The 19,644-nt window shown below is 69.4% G+C and carries 12 protein-coding genes; 6 read left to right on the top strand and 6 right to left on the bottom strand.

What is annotated here, in order from left to right:
• Nucleotides 1-157: 157 nt before the first annotated feature.
• The gene (gene rpoD / locus ABD259_RS08690) at nt 158-1,297 is read right to left on the bottom strand and encodes an RNA polymerase sigma factor RpoD (protein WP_344161504.1); all 1,140 of its coding nucleotides are present in this window, start codon (nt 1,295-1,297) and stop codon (nt 158-160) included.
• An 86-nt stretch (nt 1,298-1,383) separates the two neighbouring features.
• On the bottom strand, nt 1,384-3,267 hold the full coding sequence (dnaG, locus tag ABD259_RS08695) for a DNA primase (protein ID WP_344104147.1): 1,884 nt from the start codon (nt 3,265-3,267) through the stop codon (nt 1,384-1,386).
• Between the two features lie 146 nt (nt 3,268-3,413).
• Between dnaG and ABD259_RS08700 the strand changes: the two genes are divergently transcribed.
• The 3 genes from ABD259_RS08700 to ABD259_RS08710 all read left to right on the top strand — a co-directional run bounded on the left by ABD259_RS08700 (nt 3,414) and on the right by ABD259_RS08710 (nt 6,596).
• On the top strand, nt 3,414-4,778 hold the full coding sequence (locus ABD259_RS08700) for an extracellular solute-binding protein (protein WP_344104145.1): 1,365 nt from the start codon (nt 3,414-3,416) through the stop codon (nt 4,776-4,778).
• Nucleotides 4,779-4,920: 142 nt separating this feature from the next.
• Nucleotides 4,921-5,757, top strand: a complete 837-nt coding sequence (locus ABD259_RS08705; RefSeq protein ID WP_344104143.1) for a carbohydrate ABC transporter permease — start codon at nt 4,921-4,923, stop codon at nt 5,755-5,757.
• Nucleotides 5,754-6,596 carry a carbohydrate ABC transporter permease gene (locus ABD259_RS08710; protein WP_344104141.1) on the top strand — a complete coding sequence of 281 codons (843 nt, stop codon included), beginning with the start codon at nt 5,754-5,756 and terminating at the stop codon, nt 6,594-6,596. The genes ABD259_RS08705 and ABD259_RS08710 overlap by 4 nt, the downstream gene beginning before the upstream one ends.
• A gap of 292 nt (nt 6,597-6,888) precedes the next feature.
• Here ABD259_RS08710 and trhA read toward each other — a convergent pair whose 3' ends face one another.
• Nucleotides 6,889-7,629: a PAQR family membrane homeostasis protein TrhA gene (gene trhA / locus ABD259_RS08715; RefSeq protein ID WP_344104139.1), complete on the bottom strand. Its 741-nt coding sequence runs from the start codon at nt 7,627-7,629 to the stop codon at nt 6,889-6,891.
• Between the two features lie 424 nt (nt 7,630-8,053).
• Here trhA and ppdK point away from each other — a divergent pair, with 424 nt between their 5' ends.
• The 3 genes from ppdK to ABD259_RS08730 all read left to right on the top strand — a co-directional run bounded on the left by ppdK (nt 8,054) and on the right by ABD259_RS08730 (nt 13,555).
• A complete protein-coding gene (gene ppdK / locus ABD259_RS08720) occupies nt 8,054-10,732 on the top strand; it encodes a pyruvate, phosphate dikinase (RefSeq protein WP_344104136.1) in 2,679 nt (892 codons plus the stop codon).
• A 278-nt stretch (nt 10,733-11,010) separates the two neighbouring features.
• On the top strand, nt 11,011-12,093 hold the full coding sequence (locus ABD259_RS08725; protein WP_425573495.1) for a YdcF family protein: 1,083 nt from the start codon (nt 11,011-11,013) through the stop codon (nt 12,091-12,093).
• A gap of 214 nt (nt 12,094-12,307) precedes the next feature.
• On the top strand, nt 12,308-13,555 hold the full coding sequence (locus ABD259_RS08730; RefSeq protein ID WP_344104132.1) for a deoxyguanosinetriphosphate triphosphohydrolase: 1,248 nt from the start codon (nt 12,308-12,310) through the stop codon (nt 13,553-13,555).
• Nucleotides 13,556-13,674: 119 nt separating this feature from the next.
• On the opposite strand, the gene ABD259_RS08735 is transcribed toward ABD259_RS08730, so the two are convergent.
• The 3 genes from ABD259_RS08735 to ABD259_RS08745 form a co-directional block, all read right to left on the bottom strand.
• Nucleotides 13,675-15,063, bottom strand: a complete 1,389-nt coding sequence (locus ABD259_RS08735; RefSeq protein WP_344104130.1) for a glycine--tRNA ligase — start codon at nt 15,061-15,063, stop codon at nt 13,675-13,677.
• 184 nt (nt 15,064-15,247) lie between these two features.
• Nucleotides 15,248-15,547: an antibiotic biosynthesis monooxygenase family protein gene (locus tag ABD259_RS08740; RefSeq protein ID WP_344104128.1), complete on the bottom strand. Its 300-nt coding sequence runs from the start codon at nt 15,545-15,547 to the stop codon at nt 15,248-15,250.
• A gap of 117 nt (nt 15,548-15,664) precedes the next feature.
• Nucleotides 15,665-19,366, bottom strand: a complete 3,702-nt coding sequence (locus ABD259_RS08745) for a CDP-glycerol glycerophosphotransferase family protein (RefSeq protein WP_344161424.1) — start codon at nt 19,364-19,366, stop codon at nt 15,665-15,667.
• Nucleotides 19,367-19,644: the final 278 nt, after the last annotated feature.

Consider the following 19,644-nt stretch of genomic DNA (forward strand, 5'->3'; position numbering starts at 1 on the left):
ACATCGGGCGCAAGATCGGCCGCATCAGGCCGCCATCCGGCCCCGCGGGAACTCCCACGCCCCACCGCTCGTTGGACGTCCCCAGGTCGCGACGGGTCCGCTGGGGCCGCCGGTCCCCGCTCCCCCGGTACCCCGGCGGGAGACAGCTGTCCCGAGGCTATTCGAGGAAGTCCCGCAGCGTCTGCGCGCGCGAGGGATGGCGCAGCTTCGCCAGGGTCTTGGACTCGATCTGGCGAATGCGCTCGCGTGTCACCCCGAACTCCCGTCCCACCTCTTCCAGGGTGCGCGGATGGCCGTCCACCAGGCCGAAGCGGAGCTGGATGATCCGCTGCTCGCGCTCGGACAGCCCGTTGAGCATGACCACCAGCTGGTCCTGGAGCATGATGAACGCCGCCGCCTCGGCCGGGACGACGGCGTCGGAGTCCTCAATGAAGTCTCCGAAGTCGGAGTCCTCCTCGCCGATAGGGGCGTGCAGTGAAACCGGTTCCTGGGCGATGCGCTGGATCTCCTGGACGCGGTCGTCGCCGAAGCCCAATTCGCGGGAGATCTCCCCGGGCGTCGGCTCGCGACCGAGCTCCTGGTGCAGTTGGCGCTGCACGCGCATCAGCTTGTTGATGGTCTCCACCATGTGCACCGGGATGCGGATGGTCCGCGCCTGGTCGGCGATGGCCCGGGTGATGGCCTGCCGGATCCACCAGGTGGCGTAGGTGGAGAACTTGAACCCCTTGGTGTAGTCGAACTTCTCCACCGCGCGGATGAGACCCAGATTGCCTTCTTGGATCAGGTCCAAAAAGAGCAGGCCGCGTCCGATGTAGCGTTTGGCAATGGACACGACCAGCCGGAGGTTCGACTCGATCAGCCGTCGTTTGGCGCCTTCCCCCTCGTTGACGAGACATTCGAGTTCGGCGGCGTGTTCTCGGGAGATCTGGCCCGGCACGGCGGCGCGCTGCCCGTCGTGCAGCTTCTGTCCGGCGTACAGGCCGACCTCGATCGACTTGGCGAGTTCCACTTCTTCTTCTGCCGTGAGGAGCGGGACGCGGCCGATCTCCCGCAGGTAGATGCGCACCAGGTCGTTGGTGGAGGTGCGCCGCCCGAATTCGGACACCGAGGACGGCGGCTCGTCCGCGGGCGGGTCGACGACATCGACCCCCCGCTGGGCGAGACCGCGGACCACCGGATCCAGAGACTCGGGAGGGGCATCCAGGCGGTCCAGGGCGGAGGCGACATCGGCAACGGTCACCACCTCCCCGGATCGTGAATCCGCGACGAGTTGCGCCACCTGTCGGATCGGCGGCATTTCGCTGGGCAGCACCGATAGAGCCACCCTTACAGTGTGCCCGCTACCGGCCCCGCATAGAGAGAACTATTTTTGTCACCACGCTGCTACGTGGTACCGGAACCCTGCTCGCGTATCAGGCGTCTCTGCTGCTCAACCCGCATGAGTTCAGTGAAGACCCGCTCATATTCCGCGGCGTCGGACGCCGGATCCAGACGTCCCAGTCGCGACTTCAGGTTTGCCACTTGGCGATTGATGGAATGAATCTTGATCGTGCCGAGAATTTCCTTGGCGTAATGTTCGTCGAGTTCTCCATAGATCTCGATGGGTTCCACCGCCAGTTGCGTGACAAAGGCGCGCTGGGCGTCGTTGGGCGCCGCGTCGCGCAGCCGCGTGGCCCACTGCTGGGCGTCCCCGGCCGAGGCCACGCCCCCATTGTTCCGGATGAGCTCGACCATCGCGCGGTGCTGGGGCACCGTGAAGGACTCCGCGTCCAGCGCGTCGAACTCCGCGGCCAGCCCCGGGTACTGCACCGCGATCTTCAGCGCCTGGCGTTCGCGCTGCACTGAGGGGTCGCGCAAGTCGTAGGGCGCGGCATCGGCCGCCCCCGGCGGCGCCGCCGGGGCGGGGCGGCCGCGCGCCGGGCGCCGCTCGCTCTCGGGACGCCTCATGTGCTGGGCCACCCGCCGCAGCACCTGGCGCTCGTCCATGAACCCCGTCCACTTGTCGAGGTCCTTGGCGTACTCCTGGCGCAGCCCGGCGTCGCGGATGGTGGCGATGATGGGCGCGGCGGCGTCGATGGCGGCCAGTCGGCCCTCGTTGGTATCGAGGTTGTGCTCGACGATGCGGCTGCGGATGACGAACTCGACGAGCGGCTTGCGGCTGGCCACCAGGTCGCGCAGCGCGCCGTCGCCCCGCTGGATCCGCAGGTCGCAGGGGTCGAGTCCGTCGGGTTGGATGGCAACGAAGCTGTCGGAGCTGAACCCGTGGGACTCGTCGAAGGCGCGCAGCGCCGCCTTCTGCCCGGCGGCGTCGCCGTCGAAGGTGAAGATCACCTCGCCGCCCTGGTTGGAGCGGCCGAGCAGCATGCGGCGCAGCACCTTGGCGTGCTCCTCACCGAAGGAGGTGCCGCACGTGGCCACGGCCGTGGGGACCCCGGCCAGGTGGCAGGCCATGACGTCGGTATAGCCCTCGACGATGACGGCCTGGCGGTGGCGCGCGATCTCGCGCTTGGCGAGGTCGAGACCGTAGAGGAGGTGGCCCTTCTTGAAGATCGGGGTCTCGGGGGTGTTGAGGTACTTGGGGCCGTCGTCCTCGGGGTCGAGCTTGCGCGCGCCGAAGCCGACGACGTCGCCGGTGACCTCCCGCACCGGCCACAGCAGCCGGTTGCGGAACTTGTCGTAGGCGCCGCGCCTCCCCTGGCTGGCGAGGCCGGCGGTGATGATCTCCTTGTCGGTGAAGCCCTTTTTGCGCAGGTGGGTGGTGAGGGTCTCCCAGCCGGGCGGGGCGAACCCGATGCCGAACTTCTCCGCGTCGGCCCGGGTGAACCCGCGCTCGCTGAGGAACCGCTGCCCTTCCTGCGCCGCCGGGCTCAGCAGCTGCTCGGCGTAGAACGCCGCGGCCGCCCGGTGCGCCTCGATGAGGCGCTGCCGCTGGCCCTGGTCGCCGCGCGAGGACCGTCCGCCGTGCTCGTAGCGCAGTTGGATGCCCGCCTGCTGGGCGAGGTGCTCCACGGCGTCGACGAAGCTGAGCTGCTCGATCTCCTGGACGAAGCGGATGACGTCGCCGCCCTCGCCGCAGCCGAAGCAGTGGTAGAGGCCGCGGGCGGGGGTGACGTTGAAGGAGGGGGACTTCTCGTCGTGGAAGGGGCACAGGCCCTTGAGCGAGCCGCCTCCGGCATTGCGGAGCTGAAGGTACTCACCGATGACGTCGGCGATGGGGGAGCGCTCGCGGACGAGCGCGATGTCTTCGTCTCTGATTCGGCCGGCCACGCCTATGAGCGTATGTCCCTTCGACCGCTGGTTCATCGCCCTTCTCACTCTTGTGCATGGGATGTGGATTACGGACGGACCTCATGCGAGAGTCAGGGTGACGAGCTTCACTCCCGTGCGTTTGGAGAGCCGATGGAGGGCGGCCGATGACCCGAACGTCGATCCCTGTATCCGCGACCTCCGCCGTCGCCGCCGTCGTGTGCCTGGCGGCCACGGGGTGCAGCCTCGCGCCGGGGCGCGACCCCGACACGATCACCGTCGTGTACTCCAAGTACGGCACCTTCCGCGCGGCCGACAACCTGATGCGCGAGGTCAAGGAGGAGTTCGAGGCGGAGAACAAGCACGTCACCATCGAGCTGCACCCGATCGAGGCCCCTCCCGAGGACTACCAGGCGCAGGTCAACCTGATGAACCAGTCGGAGGAGCAGGCGCCGGACATCATCTACGAGGACAGCTTCACCATCAACCAGGACGTGGACGCCGGGTACCTGGCCCCTCTCGACAAGTACTGGGCGCAGTGGGAGGACGCCAAGTACTACCGGGAGGAGGCCGATGCGGCGGTGACCGCGCTGGACGGCAAGCGCTACGGGGTCATGGTCGGCACCGACACCCGCGGCCTGTGGTACAACACCAAGCTGTTCGGCCAGGCCGGAATCGAGATGCCGTGGGAGCCCGAATCCTGGGACGAGGTGCTCGGTACCGCCCGCGTCCTGTCCGGGGAGTTCGGCGACCACGTCACGCCGATCAACGTCTACGCGGGCACGCCCGCCGGTGAGGTGGCGTCCATGCAGGGCTTCCAGATGCTGCTGAGCGGGACCGGCGACACCCTCTTCGACGAGGAGTCGCAGAAGTGGGTGGTCGGCTCCGACGGCTTCGTGGACTCGCTGGCGTTCATCGACACCATCTATTCCGAGGGCCTCGCGTTGGACCCCCAGGACGCGCTCAACGCCAACGTCGCCACCGTCAACGCCGAGGAGCGCATCCCCGCGGGTGATCTCGCGATCAACCTCGACGGGTCGTGGATCACCCAGAGCTGGATCGCGACCGCGGGCAAGCCCTGGCCGGAGTGGCCGCAGACCATGGCGTTCACCGCCATGCCCACGCAGCACGGCCAGGAGCCCGGCGCCACCAGCATGTCCGGAGGGTGGACGCTCGCCCTCGGCGCGAAGAGCGCCAACCCCGACCTCGCCTGGGAAGTCATGAAGCACACGCTGGGCAAGGAGAACGCCACCCAGTTCGCGATCGAGGCCGCGCAGATCCCGGTCCGCGAGGACGTGGCCCGCTCCGAGAAGTACCTGGCGAACAACCCCATCGCCGAACAGGCGGCGGATTTGGTCGATGTGACCCATTTTCGTCCCGCCTACAGCGCGTACCCGCGTATCTCACTGGCGATCCAGAAGGCCACGGAGGCGGTGATGGTGGGTGACGCCACGCCCGAGGAGGCGGCCCGTGCCTACGACGAGAGGGTCGAGAAGATCGTAGGCTCCGACAACGTCGTCTCCGGTGCGTGAGGCGCCGTCGGGGGGAATGGTGCCAGCGGCGACGCTGACGGAGCCGCCGCGAACAACGGGGCAGCAGCCGGGCGGCGGCGCACGCCGCGAGGCGGGTCGGCGCCGACGGCGGGGCACATCCGGACACCGCCTTCTACCGCTTGTGCCCGCGGTGCTCCTGCTGCTGTCCTTCTTCGCCGGTCCGATCCTGTGGACCGTGTGGGCGTCCTTCACCAACGCCGCGCTGACCGGCGCGGCCGCGGCCCACACCGAGTTCATCGGTACCGCCAACTTCCAGCGGCTGCTCAGTGACCCCTCATTCCTCAATGCCACCGCGCTCACGGCGCTCTTCCTGGTGGGCTCGGGGATCATTGGCCAGACGGCGCTCGGGCTGACGCTGGCGCTGCTCATGCAGAACCGGGGCGCCGTCGTCCGGATGGCGGTCGGCGGTGTGGTGGTCGGCGCGTGGGTGGTGCCCGAGGTGGTGGCCGGGTTCGTCTGGGTGGCGTTCCTGGAGCGGGAAGGCACACTCAACGGTCTGCTGGCGGGTATCGGGGCCGCGCCGCAGAACTGGCTCTACACGGCGCCGATGCTAGCCGTGGTCCTGGCCAACACCTGGAAGGGGACCGCGTTCTCGATGATGACGTACGCCGCCGGGCTAGCCGAGATCCCGGACGGCCTGAAGGAGGCCGCGCGGGTGGACGGTGCCGGCCCGTTCCAGGTGGTGTGGCATGTGGTGCTGCCGCTGCTGCGGCGGACCCTGGCCACCACGCTGCTTCTGGTGACCCTCCAGACAGTGCAGGTGTTCACGCTGATCTACGTGATGACGGCCGGCGGTCCGGCCGAGCGAAGCACCACCCTGCCCCTGCTGATGTACCGGGATGCGCTGCGGTTCGGAGAGCTGGGGTACGGCACCACGGTGGCGCTGGCTCTGCTGGTGGTGGCCGGCCTTTTCTCGGTGTTGTATGTGCGCGCGCTGCGACCGGAGGAGGTCCGGTGAGCCGGTCGATCGCCTCACCCTCACGTGCCGTAGCGTCGGTGCTGGTCCACGCGGTGCTGGCGGCCCTGGTGGCGGTGTTCCTGCTGCCGCTGCTGTGGATGGTCGTCGCGGCATTCGACTCCGCGCCGTCGCTGCGCGCGAAGCCGCCGACGTCGCTCACACTGGACCATTTCGCGGCGGTACTCACTCCGCGGACGGTGTTCATCCCGGTGGCGAACAGCGTGCTGATCTGCGGGGGAGCGTCAGTGGTCACGGTGGTCGCCTCGGTGCTGGCCGCCTATCCCCTCTCGCGCTACAACCTGCGGTTCAAGCGTCCGTTCCTCTACATCGTGCTGTTCGCGACGGGGCTGCCGATCACCGCGATCATGGTGCCGGTCTACGGCCTGTTCGTGCAGGCCGGACTGCTGGACTCGCGCCTGTCCACGGCGCTGTTCCTGGCGGCGGCGAGCCTGCCCTTCGGGATCTGGCTGTCCAAGAACTTCCTCGACGGCATCCCCATCGAGCTGGAGGAGGCAGCCTGGGTCGACGGGGCGTCGGTCGGGCAGTCGCTGCGCCTGCTGGTACTGCCGTTGGCCGTGCCGGGGATGGCGGTGGTGGGCGTTTTCACCCTGGTGCTCACGTGGGGGAACTTCTTTGTGCCGTTCATCCTGCTCAAGAGCCCCGACCGGCTTCCGGCGGCGGTGCGGATCTACGCGTTCTTCGACCAGTACGGCGGGGCGCGCTACGGCGAGCTCGCGGCGTACTCGCTGCTGTACACGCTCCCGGTGGTCGCGCTGTACCTGGCGGTGTCGCGGGCGCTCAGCGGGCGGTTCACCCTCGGCGGTGCGATGAAGGGGTGACGCGGGCGAGCGGGGTCGTGGCCCGGGGGCGCGGAAGAGGCGGCCGGACCCGGGGGGATTGTGGTCTCCGGCCGCCTCATCGAGTCCCCCGCACCGAGGGGCGGGCGGGAGAACCGGTTTCTTAACCTACCGACAGCACCCCCGCCGGATTGCCGCGTTTCCGCCCTGCTGTCCGACCGTGTAAGCGGATCGTGATGCCAGGGCCGGAAGTGGTCACCTCGGGCTCCGGGGAGCGCGGATGGTCGGCAGGGGCCGCGGAGCCGTCGCCCGCTCCCCTCCGGCACTCCCCGGGTCAGGCCGCGCTGTAGACCACGAAGGAGACCGCGAGGTAGTGGCAGACGTAGGCGGCGATCGTCAGCGAGTGGAAGACCTCGTGGAAACCGAACCAGCGCGGTGCCGGGTCGGGCCGCTTGGTCGCGTAGACGACGGCGCCGATGCTGTAGAGCAGGCCGCCGACGATGATCAGGACCCAGGCGGCGGGGTGGGTACCGCCGATGAGCTGTGGGAAGAAGAGCACCGCCACCCACCCGATGGCCAGGTAGAGGCCGGTGGACAGCCAGCGCGGCGCGTTGGGTGTGAAGATCTTGAACAGCACCCCGGCGATGGCGCCGGTCCAGATGAGAGCGATCATCGCGACGCGCAGTGTGCCGTCCAGGACGAGCACCACGAACGGCGTGTAGGTCCCGGCGATGATCAGGTAGATGTTGGCGTGGTCCATCCGGCGCAGTACCGCGACGGCGCGCTGCGACCACCGGCCCACGTGGTAGACGGCCGACGTGCTGAACAGCAGCATCGAGCTGGCCGTGTAGACCGCGGCGGCGATGCGGCCCGGCAGGCTGGGGGCCAGCGCGACGAGCACCAGCCCCGCCAGCGCAGCCACCGGGGCGGTGCCCAGGTGCAGCCAGCCGCGCAGGCGGGGTTTGAGCGCGGTCAGCAGGTCGCGGTCGCCGGGGAGGTCCCACCGGTCATCGACCCGCTGGGCGGCTACGTCACCGCGGCGCGCCGCCGCGTCACCGGACTGCTCTGCGGCCATCTGCTCTTCTCCGTCATATCGCGCTCGGGGAGGCCGGTCAGGGGTATGCGCCGAGGGGGACGGCGCTGGGTCTCCGCCCCCACTTTACCTACGCGACCGTAAGTTACCGTTCGGTCAATCTGTGGTCCTCGGCACAGTCCACAGCGGTGCTTTTTGACGGATTGGATCAAAGTTTCACACGTTGGGCCTGCTACCGTGCAACCAAGCGCATCTGACCTGGCCTATCGCCACATCGGCCGACCCCCTTGACACCACTGTGACCCAGGCCATTCGTGCGCCTTTCCTGGACCATTGGTCTACACCGGTAATGCACCTCTGAGCTGGGTAAACATCAATAGATGGACGTGGTGGCAGGAAAGTCAGCAGCGGTCTGGGTACAGTCGCCGCAATTCGAGGTCGAGCGACCGAAGAGAAGGAGCATCCCGTGCCCAAGTACGTCTACGAGTTCACAGAGGGCAACAAGGACCTCAAGGACCTTCTCGGAGGGAAAGGTGCGAACCTCGCCGAGATGACCAATCTCGGCCTGCCGGTCCCGCCCGGGTTCACCATCACCACCGAGGCCTGCCGGCACTACCTCGAACACGGCCGCAACCCCGACGGACTCGACGCCGAAATCGACGAGAAGCTCAGCGGCCTCGAAGAGGTCATGGGCAAGAGACTTGGCCAGCCCGACAACCCCCTCCTGGTAAGCGTCCGGTCCGGCGCCAAATTCTCCATGCCCGGCATGATGGAGACCGTCCTCAACATCGGTCTCAACGACGAGTCCGTCCAGGGACTCGCCGCCCAGTCCGGAAACGACCGCTTCGCATGGGACTCCTACCGCCGCCTCATCCAAATGTTCGGCAAGACCGTCCTGGGCATCGACGGCGAACTCTTCGAGGGCGCCATCGAGGCCGCCAAGCGCGCCAAGGGTGTCAGCGACGACCTCCACCTGGACACCGAGGACTTCAAGGGGCTCGTCTCCACCTTCAAGGGCATCGTCGCCGAGCAGGCCGGACGCCCCTTCCCCACCGACCCGCGTGAACAGATGGACCTCGCGATCGCCGCGGTGTTCGACTCCTGGAACGCGCCGCGCGCCGTCCTCTACCGCCGCCAGGAGCGCATCCCCGTCGACCTCGGCACCGCGGTCAACATCTGCTCCATGGTCTTCGGCAACCTGGGCATGGACTCCGGGACCGGCGTCGCCTTCACCCGCGACCCCGCCTCCGGGCAGCAGGGCGTGTACGGCGATTACCTCGCCAACGCCCAAGGCGAGGACGTCGTGGCCGGTATCCGCAACACCGTCCCGCTGGGCGATCTCGAAAAGATCGACAAGACGAGCTACGACGAGCTCATGGCGATCATGGAGACGCTCGAAAACCACTACCGCGACCTGTGCGACATCGAGTTCACCATCGAGCGCGGCAAGCTGTGGATGCTGCAGACGCGTGTCGGCAAGCGCACCGCCGCCGCGGCCTTCCGCATTGCTGACCAGCTCGTCGACCAGGGCATGATCACCCGCGAGGAGGCCATCTCCCGCGTCAACGGCGACCAGCTCGCCCAGCTCATGTTCCCCCGCTTCGACGAGTCGGCCGAGCGCCGCCGCCTCGGCCGCGGCATGAACGCCTCCCCCGGCGCCGCCGTCGGCAAGGCCGTCTTCGACTCCTACACCGCCATCAAGTGGTCGCGCAGCGGCGAGAAGGTCATCCTGTGCCGCCGCGAGACCAACCCCGACGACCTCGAAGGGATGATCTCCGCCCGCGGCATCCTGACCAGCCGCGGCGGCAAGACCTCGCACGCCGCCGTGGTCGCCCGCGGGATGGGCAAGACCTGCGTGTGCGGCGCCGAGGAGCTCGACATCGACACCAAGAACCGCCGGATGACAGCGCCGGGCGGCGAGGTGATCGAGGAGGGCGACGTCATCTCCATCGACGGCACCTCCGGCGAGGTCTTCCTCGGCGAGGTCCCGGTGGTCGACTCCCCGGTCGTCCGCTACTTCGACGGCGAGATCGACCCCACCTCCTTCGACGCCGACGACCTCGTGCGGGCCGTGCACCGCGTCATGGAGCAGGTGGACGCCGAGCGCCGCCTCGACGTGCGCGCCAACGCCGACACTCCCGATGACGCCGCCCGCGCCCGCCGGATGGGCGCGCAGGGCATCGGCCTGTGCCGGACCGAGCACATGTTCCTCGGCGACCGGCGCCAGCTCGTCGAGCGGCTGATCCTCGCCGACACCGAGGACGAGCAGGAGAAAGCGCTGGCCGCTCTCCTCCCGCTGCAGCGCGACGACTTCATCGGCATCTTCGAGGCGATGGACGGGCTGCCGGTGACCGTCCGGCTGCTCGACCCGCCGCTGCACGAGTTCCTGCCCGACATCACCGAGCTGTCGGTGCGCGTCGCCGTGGCCGAGTCGCGCGGCGAGAAGCACGAGAACGACCTGCGCCTGCTCCAGGCGGTCCACAAGCTGCACGAGCAGAACCCCATGCTGGGCCTGCGCGGCGTCCGCCTGGGCCTGGTCGTGCCCGGCCTGTTCACCATGCAGGTCCGCGCGATCGCGCAGGCCGCGGCCGAACGCGTCAAGGCGGGCGGCGACCCGCGACCGGAGGTGATGATCCCGCTCGTCGGCACCGTCCAGGAGCTGGAGATCATCCGCGACGAGTCGCTGCGGGTGGTGAGCGAGGTCGCCGCCGAGCAGGGTGTCGAACTGGGCTTCCCGATCGGCACGATGATCGAGCTGCCGCGCGCCGCACTGACCGCCGGGCAGATCGCCCCGTCCGCGGAGTTCTTCTCGTTCGGCACCAACGACCTCACCCAGACGGTCTGGGGCTTCTCCCGCGACGACGTGGAGGCATCGTTCTTCTCCGCCTACCTGGAGAAGGGCGTGTTCGGTATCTCACCGTTCGAGTCGCTTGACCTCGACGGCGTGGGCCGACTGATCCGGATCGCCGCCGAAGAGGGGCGCGCCGCCCGCCCTGGCATCAAACTGGGGGTGTGCGGCGAGCACGGCGGGGACCCGACGTCTGTGCACTTCTTCCACGAGGTGGGGCTGGACTACGTGTCCTGCTCTCCGTTCCGAGTACCGGTCGCCCGGCTGGAGGCCGGCCGGGCCGCGGCCCGCGGGTAGGCACGGGACGGACACCGGCACAGCCGCGGACGCAGCGCCGGTACCGGACAGCGGGGGCGGGGAGCGCGCAGCGCTCCCCGCCCCGAACGTCGTGAAATGTAAGGATGTTCCTGGAATACCCGCTCGGCTCGGGCATCTCGGGCTTGCACCGGTACGGTGTGCACGCCACGGTGCCCGCGGGCAGAACAGCGCGCGGCGTACCGTTCGTCATCGCCCCGACGTCGGCTATCGTCAGGCGAAATCAGGTCCATCGCAGTTGGGGGTGAGAGGTGCGGTCAATGGGGGACGGGCGCGGCGAGGAACCGCGCGACGAGCGAATGCCCGTCGTCGCCCCGGACGCGGAAGCCACGCGCGTGTTCACGCGCGACGGCTCCGGCGCGAGCGACCTCGGCCCGACGGCCGCTGGTGGGTCCGGTGGCACCGACGTTTCCGGCGACCGGCGGCGCTCTCCCGCCGGTGACGGGCAGCCCCACGAGGCAGCGACGGGGCGGTCCGCCCGGAGCCCCACCGGGATCATCGCCGCGGCTGCGGAGGATCCCGGCGCACACGGCTGGGCCGTCGGCACGGCGGATGAGCCCGGCGGTGAGGACGAGCGCCCTCCTCAGGCCGATACCGCCGACGCCGAACGGACACGCGTGTTCACCCGGGACCCCCAAGACGCTCCCCCGGCGGCGCCGGGAGGCGACCCCACCGGCGGCCCCACGGGGGGAGCGGAGCCGACCACGCACGCGGGCCCGCGCCGCAGACGCGTTCGGATCCGCTGGATCGTCGCGCTGCTGCTGGCGGCCGTCTTGGCCCTGCCCCCGGGAACCTGGATGTGGGTCTGGTACACCGCCCGCCAGGACGACCGTCCGCAGTCCGACGCCATCATCGTGCTGGGGGCCAGCCAGTACAACGGGCGCCCCTCCCCCGTCTTCGAGGCCCGGCTGCGCCACGCGGCGGATCTCTACCGGGAGGGCGTCGCCCCGAGGATCGTCACCGTCGGCGGCAATCTCCCCGGCGACAACTTCACTGAAGCGGGCAGTGGCCGCGACTGGCTGGTGCAGGTGGGGGTGCCCCGCGACCGGATCGTCGCGATCGGCAAGGGCAACGACACCTTGCAGAGCATGGAGGAGGTGGACAAGGAGTTCACCGAGCGGCAGTGGTCGACCGCAGTGATCGTCACCGACCCCTGGCACAGCCTCCGCTCCCGGACGATGGCCGAGGACCTCGGCATCGAGGCCAGCACCAGCCCCGCCCGCTCCGGACCGGCCGTTATCGAACGCAAGACCCAGCTGTGGTACATCACCCGTGAGACGGCCTCGCTCTGGTACTACTGGATTTTTGACGACAGCAGCGACATCCGCGTCAACGCCGCTTGAGGGTGATCGAGCGTGCGGAGGCGGCGGTGGCTACCGGCCACAGGCCCCCACACACCACCGGCGCAGCACGCGAGGAACCCGAAAGCGAAAAACCACACCACTCAGCCGCCGGGGAGGCCGGCTGGGATCCGCCCCGCGGGGAGGGGTCTGCGGGGTTGCCTATTCCACCGGGGTCCGCCCCGGACCTGTCACCACCGCTGCGTACAGTCGGAGCATGTCGCCGATTCCCGAAGCACCCGTCGCCGGCTACAGCGCCCGCGACCGTGAGCGCTGGGCGGGCGAACCCGCCAAGAGTCGGGCCCGCGGACCGTTCGAGCGCGACCGCGCCCGTGTCCTGCACAGCTTCGCCCTGCGCAGGCTGGCCGCCAAGACCCAGGTCGTCCAGCCCGGGGCCAGCGACTTTCCGCGCACCCGCCTCACCCACTCGCTGGAGTGCGCGCAGATCGGCCGTGAACTCGGCCGCGCCCTAGGCTGCGACCCCGACCTCGTGGAGGCCGCCTGCCTCGCCCACGATCTGGGCCACCCGCCCTTCGGCCACAACGGGGAGAAGGCATTGGACGTCGCCGCCGCGGCGTGCGGCGGGTTCGAGGGAAACGCTCAGAGCCTGCGCCTGCTCACCCGACTGGAGGGCAAGGTGGTGGACGACGATGGGCGCAGCGCCGGACTCAACCTGACCCGGGCGACCCTCGACGCCATGCTGAAGTACCCGTGGCAGAGGGGATGCGGCGGTACCACGCACAAGTTCAACTGCTACCCCGACGACACCGCCGCCTTCGAGTGGATCCGCGACGGGGCGCCGAACACCCGCACCTGCTTCGAGGCCGAGGTCATGGACTGGGCCGACGACGTCGCCTACTCCGTCCACGACCTGGAGGACGGCCTGTACGCCGGGATGGTCCAGCTGGACGCGCTGCACTCCCCGACCGAGCGGGCCCAGGTCAGCGCGATCGCCGCCCGGCACTACTGCGACGCGGAGGTCGGCGAGCTGGAGGAGGTCTTCGCCGGGCTGCTGGCCGAGCCGTTCTGGCCGCGTGACTTCACCGGCGACGTGGGCTCGCTGGCCGCGCTGAAGAACCTGACCAGCGAGCTTATCGGCCGTTTCTGCCGAGCGGCCGAGCGCGCCACCCGCGACGTCTACGGACCCGAGGCGCTCACCCGCTACACGGCCAACCTCATCGTGCCCCGCCGCACCCTGCTCGAATGCGCGCTGCTCAAGGGGGTGGCCGCGCACTACGTCATGGCGCGCTCGGAGGCCCAGGCCTACCAGGCCCGCGAACGCGAGGTGATCGCCGAGCTCGTCGCCGCCGTCCGCCTCGGCGCCCCGGCCACGCTCGACCCCTCTTTCCGCGCCGAGTACGAGCGCGCTAGAGACGACGCCGCGGCCCTGCGCGTGGTCATCGACCAGGTGGCATCGCTGACCGACACCTCCGCCCGTGCCTGGCACCGGCGCCTGACCAGCTAGGCTCCCGTCGACTCTCCGTTGATCTCGGCGATATCGACCGAATACTCGCCGAGATCAACGGAGAAGACGATGGAAGGGGCCCGCCGCGCGTTCCCGGCAGGCCCCTTCCATCGCGTCTGTCAGCAGCCGGGGAGGCGCTCCAGCAGGTACATCTCGACCTGGTCGAGGGAGACCCGCTCCTGGGACATGGTGTCGCGCTCGCGGACGGTCACCGCGTTGTCGTCGAGGGTGTCGAAGTCGACGGTGACGCAGAACGGCGTGCCGATCTCGTCCTGGCGGCGGTAGCGGCGGCCGATGGCGCCGGCGTCGTCGAACTCCACGTTCCACCGCTTGCGCAGGGCCGCCGCGAGGTCGCGCGCCTTCGGCGACAGGGCGGCGTTGCGGGACAGCGGCAGCACCGCGGCCTTGACCGGGGACAGTCGCGGGTCGAGGCCCATGACGGCGCGCTTCTCCATCTTGCCCTTGGCGTTGGGGGCCTCGTCCTCGCGGTAGGCGTCGAGCATGAACGCCAGCATCGCGCGGTCGACACCGGCCGCCGGCTCGATGACGTAGGGGATGTAGCGCTCGTTGTTCTCCTGGTCGAAGAAGGAGAGGTCGGTGCCCGACGCTTCGGCATGCGTCCGCAGGTCGTAGTCGGTGCGGTTGGCCACCCCTTCCAGTTCGCCCCACTCGCCGCCGACGAAGCCGAAGCGGTACTCGACATCGACCGTGCGCTTGGCGTAGTGCGCGAGCTTGTCCTTGGGGTGTTCGAAGAGCCGCAGATTGTCCTTGGAGACACCCAGGTCGACGTACCACTGCAGGCGGGAGTCGATCCAGTACTGGTGCCAGTCCTCGTCAGTGCCCGGCTTGACGAAGAACTCCATCTCCATCTGCTCGAACTCGCGGGTCCGGAAGATGAAGTTGCCCGGCGTGATCTCGTTCCGGAACGACTTGCCCACCTGGCCGATGCCGAAGGGGATCTTCCGGCGCGCGCTCTGCTGCACGTTGAGGTAGTTGATGAAGATGCCCTGGGCGGTCTCCGGACGCAGGTAGGCCAGGCCGGACTCGTCCTGCACCGGGCCGAGGTAGGTGCGCAGCAGGCCGCTGAACGTTCGCGGCTCGGTGAAGGAGCTCTTGGCGCCGCAGTTCGCGCAGGCCAGACCGGCCAGGCCGTTCTCGGGCTGCCTGCCGTGCTTGTCCTCGTAGGCTTCGAGGAGGTGGTCGGCGCGGTAGCGCTTGTGGCAGGACTGGCACTCGGTGAGCGGGTCGACGAACGCCTCGACGTGGCCCGACGCCTCCCAGACCTCGCGGGCGAGGACGACGCTGGAGTCCAGGCCGACGACGTCGTCGCGCTCCTGCACGATCGAGCGCCACCACTGGCGCTTGATGTTGCTCTTCAGCTCAACGCCCAGTGGGCCGTAGTCCCAAGAGGCGCGCAGACCCCCGTAGATCTCGCTGGAGGGGTACACCAGACCCCGCCGTTTGGCGAGGTTGACGAGGGTGTCCATTGCCTCTGACTTGGCGGCCATAAGTTCTCAGACTCTCCATCCGGCTGGCGGTCGGCGGATCGCTCAACGCGACGCTCGAAGATTAACGATAAGCGCCCAGCTTAAAGGACCTTTGGGCACTGGCGCGCACCAAACAGCCGCCCCTGTGGGGCGATGAGGATCGCACCAACGACAATACGCGCGAACGCGCGCGGCATCGAACCGGTTACCGCGGGCCCGACGTGTGACCGGACACCACCTCGAACGCGGTGGGCTCGTCGTGCGCCAGCGAGAGCAGCGGCACGGCCGCCATCCGCACGTCGTAGTCCGACAGCGCCCGCCGGTAGTAGCCGGGCCCCTCCCACTCGGTGACGATGGTCCACAGCGTGGGTTCGTCGGCCGCGCGGCCGATCCAGGAGTCCTTGAACCCGGGACGGCTACCGAGCGCCGTGAGCGCGGCCGAGGCGCGCGCCACGAAGTCGTCGGCTTCCCCCAGTGGCACAGTGTAACGAGTGATGACGATCACCCCGCCATCCTCTCACCTCGCCTGTCCCCGGTGCACCGGGGAGGCCGGGCGGTGGGCCGACCGCTGACGCTGGTGAGATCCTCGGCCGCCCCGGAGGGCGGCCGCCGCTGACGGGGGTCAGCTCTGACCGAAGACCCGGTCGACCACGCGGGCGGCGGCATGGCCGTCGTCCAGGGGGCAAAACTGGTCGGTGAAGGCCCGGTACTTGCCGCTGTAGTCGGCCGCGACCTCGTCGATGTCCAGCAGCGAGGCGATCACGTCGTCGGACTCCACCAGCAGCGGGCCGGGTGCCGTTGCCTCGAAGTCGAAGTAGAAGCCGCGCAGGTTGTCGCGGTAGCTCTCGATGTCGTAGGTGAAGAACAGCATCGGGCGGCCGGTGTTGGCGAAGTCGAACATCATCGACGAGTAGTCGGTGATCAGCACGTCGGTGATCAGGAACAGCTCCATGATTTCCGGGTACAGCGACACGTCGTAGACGAAGTCCGTGCCGACGATCGGCACGCTGTCGACGACGCGGGGGTGCCGCCGCACCAGCAGCACGTGGTCGTCGCCGAGCTTGTCGTACATCCGCCGCAGGTCCAGGTGCAGGTCGAGCTTGTGCTTGCCGCGGGTGTAGTACTTGTCGTCACGCCAGGTCGGGGCGTAGAGCACGACTTTCTTGTCGGCGGGCAGGCCGAGGCGGTGCCGGGTGCGCTCGGCGATAGCGTCGCGCTCGGCGGAGAAGAAGATGTCGTTGCGGGGGTAGCCCGTCTCCAGGATCTCCCCCTCGAACCGGAAGGCTCGGCGCAGGATGGGCGTGGCCCAGGGACTCGGGGAGACGAGGTAGTCCCACTGCTTGGTCTCCCACGCCAGTTTCTCGTGGTAGTCGCGGGATTTGCCGCGGATGTTCTCGATGTCGAACCCGATGCGCTTGAGCATCGAGCCATGCCAGGTCTGCACCACCACCTGGTCGGAACGGCGGGTGAACCAGGCGGGCTGGCGGGAGTTGGTCACGATGTACTTGGAGCGGGCCAGCGCCTCGTAGAAGTCGCGGCCGTTGTGCCGCACCGCCGACACGTCGTCGGGCAGGTTCACCTGGCCGTCCTTGACCAGCCAGGACATCGGGTAGTCGGCCCACCTCCCGCCCCGTGAACGCAGCTCGGCGTAGATGCTGTGCGGGCTGTCGGAGAACTGGCGGCCCGTGTAGCTGTCGAAGAGGATCCGCTCCTGCGTGCCCTCCTCGCGCAGGGCGGGGTAGACCTCCTCGCGCAGCCGCCGCTGGGCGAACGTGCCGCGCTCCTCGGGCCGCAGGTCGCTGCCGACCTTGAGCGTCGGCGTGCCGCTACCGGTGTGTTCGAAGGCGCAGGTGCGCTGGGGGGTGGTCATCTCCAGCGGCATCCGGCGGGTGACGTCTTCGCCACACTCGGCGCTGACATCGCAGGTGGCACCGTCGCCCAGGTGGATGCGCCCCCACAGCGCGTAGCTTCCGGCGGGCAGCGGAAGCTCCCCCGACAGTGTGGGGATGGCAGCGGGGGTGAAGACCGCGTGGAACGCCGTGCCGTCGCGGCGCACCTCCAGGGTGTGCTCCTCGTCGCGCCCGCGTGCCTTGAACACGAGCTCCATCCGGGCGTCGGCGGCGTAGTGGCCGCTGAGCACGAGGTCGCGGCCGGACCAGGCGGCGTCGCGGATCACGGGGCGCGCCCACCCGCCCCGCAGCCACAGGTGGCCCGTGGGGGTGCGCTGCACGGCGACCTCGTGGTGGCCGTCGCCCGCCGGGTGGGCGGCGACCTCGATCTCGTCGGGCAGGACCACCGGGAGGGCACCGTCGGCGGTAACCAGCTCGGCCGACCACTGCTCCTGGCGGATGACGCCGCCGCGCTCGTCAACAGCGTTGGCGATCAGGTCGGCGGCCGGGACGCGGACGGTGAAGCGGGGGCCGTCGGAGCGCAGGGGGTAGCTCAGCCGCGCGGTGCCGGGCAGCCGGGTCAGCCGTAGCTCGCGGGCGCTGGCTGCGGGGGCCGAGACGAACTCCCCGGTGATCTCCAGTTCCGGGCGCTCGCCGGAGTAGTCGACACGGTACTCGGCGACCCTGGCGCGCACCGGGTCGACCGCGATGCTGAGCTGGGAGTCGTCGTTCCACGCCGGGCGGATCCACACGTCGCCGTGGACCCGCAGGTAGCCGGGGGTTTGCGGCGGACCCGCGACGGGGTTGCCGACGACGCGGCGGCGGATCAGGCCGCGGTTGAGGACGACGAGCTCCAGTTTCCACTCGGTGGCCCGCCACTGGCCGGAGAGCCGCAGGCGGGCGGGGTCGACCGTGACCTCGAATCCACCGAAGTCGTGGCGGGCGGCGTTGGGCACGTCGGGTAGCCGGTACTCCGCGGCGCGCCGCACCTTGACCGGGACGGGGACGCGCCGGCCGGTGTCGGAGTTGACGGCAAAGGCCACCAGCTGCTGCTGCCACCGGCGGCCGGCACGCAGGTGCAGGATCCCGATGCGCCCGCCGACGACCAGCTTGCCGTCGCGCCACTCCACGGTCTCGGTCTTCTGACGTACGCGCAGTTCGGAGTCCATGCGGTAGACGCCGCGGGGAACTCCGGCGGCCTCGTCCTCGAAGAACGGGTAGCGGATGAAGTAGTTCAGGCCGCGCCGGACCACGGGGGCTTTCTTCAGCTCGACACTCTTCTGGAAGGTGATGGCCTCCAGGACCCGCTCGTCCTGACGTGTGCGCACCAGGTGGTAGTTGAGGCGGTGCAGCGCGGGGAGTCCCTCCACGACCTTGCCGCCCGCCTTGGCGAGGTAGTCGCCCACGAGGTCGTAGAAGCGCCGACGGGCACTGTCGTCGGCGTCGTCCAGGTTCAGCAGGATCGAGCGCAGGTGGGTGCGCAGCGCGCGGTCGTCCCACAGGGCACGGTCGGCCGGGCTCAGCGAGTCGGCCAGGGCGGCGATGGCGCCGATGCGGCGGGTCATGGCGTCGATCTGGCTGAGGTTCTCGCCGGTGTCCCGGTCGCGTACCAGAAGGACCGGTGCCGTCAGCATGTCCACGGTGTGGGCGGCGAACAGGGAGCGCACGACGGCCAGATCGGCGTCGGCGTCGGTGAACGAAAAGACAGCGGGTGGAAGCTTCTCCCAGAAGGAGCGCCGCCACATCTTGTTGCCGTAGAGCCGGTCGGCCATGAGCGAGGTGGTGACGCGGATGTCGACGCCGGTGCGCCGCTTGGTGAAGACCCTGCGGTGCGCGGAGGAGCGGCGGACGCCGAGGTCGTTGAAGCGGTAGACGTTGCCCGTGGCGACGTCGGAGCCGGAGGCGTCGAGGGCGTCGGCGAGGTAGTTCAGGGCGTAGCTGGTGAGGGCGTCGCCGCCGTGGACGAACACGAGGTAGTCGCCGCTGGAGGCGCGGGCGCCGCGGTGACGTGCCTCGGTGTGGGCGGGGGCGGATTCGGGGAGCAGGGCGGCGGCGACCCTGCTCGGCGGGTCCGCGACGAAGGCGCGGGCGGTGGCCAGGGCGTCGGCCTCGGCGGTGTCGGTGGACTCGCTGTCCTCGCCGCCCTCGTCGCTGCCCTTGGCCGTCTCGGTGCCGGACTCCTCATCGCCGGCGGTGGCGTCGCCGTCGGTGGCGTCGCCGTCGGCTTCGGAGTCGTCGGGGCCGTTGCCGGAGCCGTCGTCGGGGGACGCGCCGTCGCCCGCGGTCACGCGGCGGCCGGTGGCCGGTCTGGCGACAGGGGAGAGCACGACTTCGAGGTCGCCGTCATGGGGCACCTGCCTGCCCAGCGAGTCCAGGCAGTGCTGCAGGTGCGGCTCTGTGACGTCGAACGACACAATGACGCTGAGCTTCGACACGGAAAACTACTCTCCCGGTTGTCACGTGTGGAACGGGGGGCGGGCACACTGATGCGGGACCACGTCAGGTTCTGCCGCCGTCGCGGCGCTCACCTTAGGTCATTGCTGGTAAGCCACCTGTTAGCGCACGGCGCGTTCCCTGCCTCGCGACGGACGTCGTGCGACGGTCCACCACCGCAACAAACATAACTGCTAGAAGGAGTCGGTTTATGCAGAGAGTAGGACTGTGATCCACCTGTTTGGGATATCGATTCCTCAGTAGGCTGCCAGCCGGTACT

The sequence above is a fragment of the Nocardiopsis rhodophaea genome (assembly GCF_039530945.1).
Taxonomy (GTDB): Bacteria; Actinomycetota; Actinomycetes; order Streptosporangiales; family Streptosporangiaceae; genus Nocardiopsis_C; species Nocardiopsis_C rhodophaea.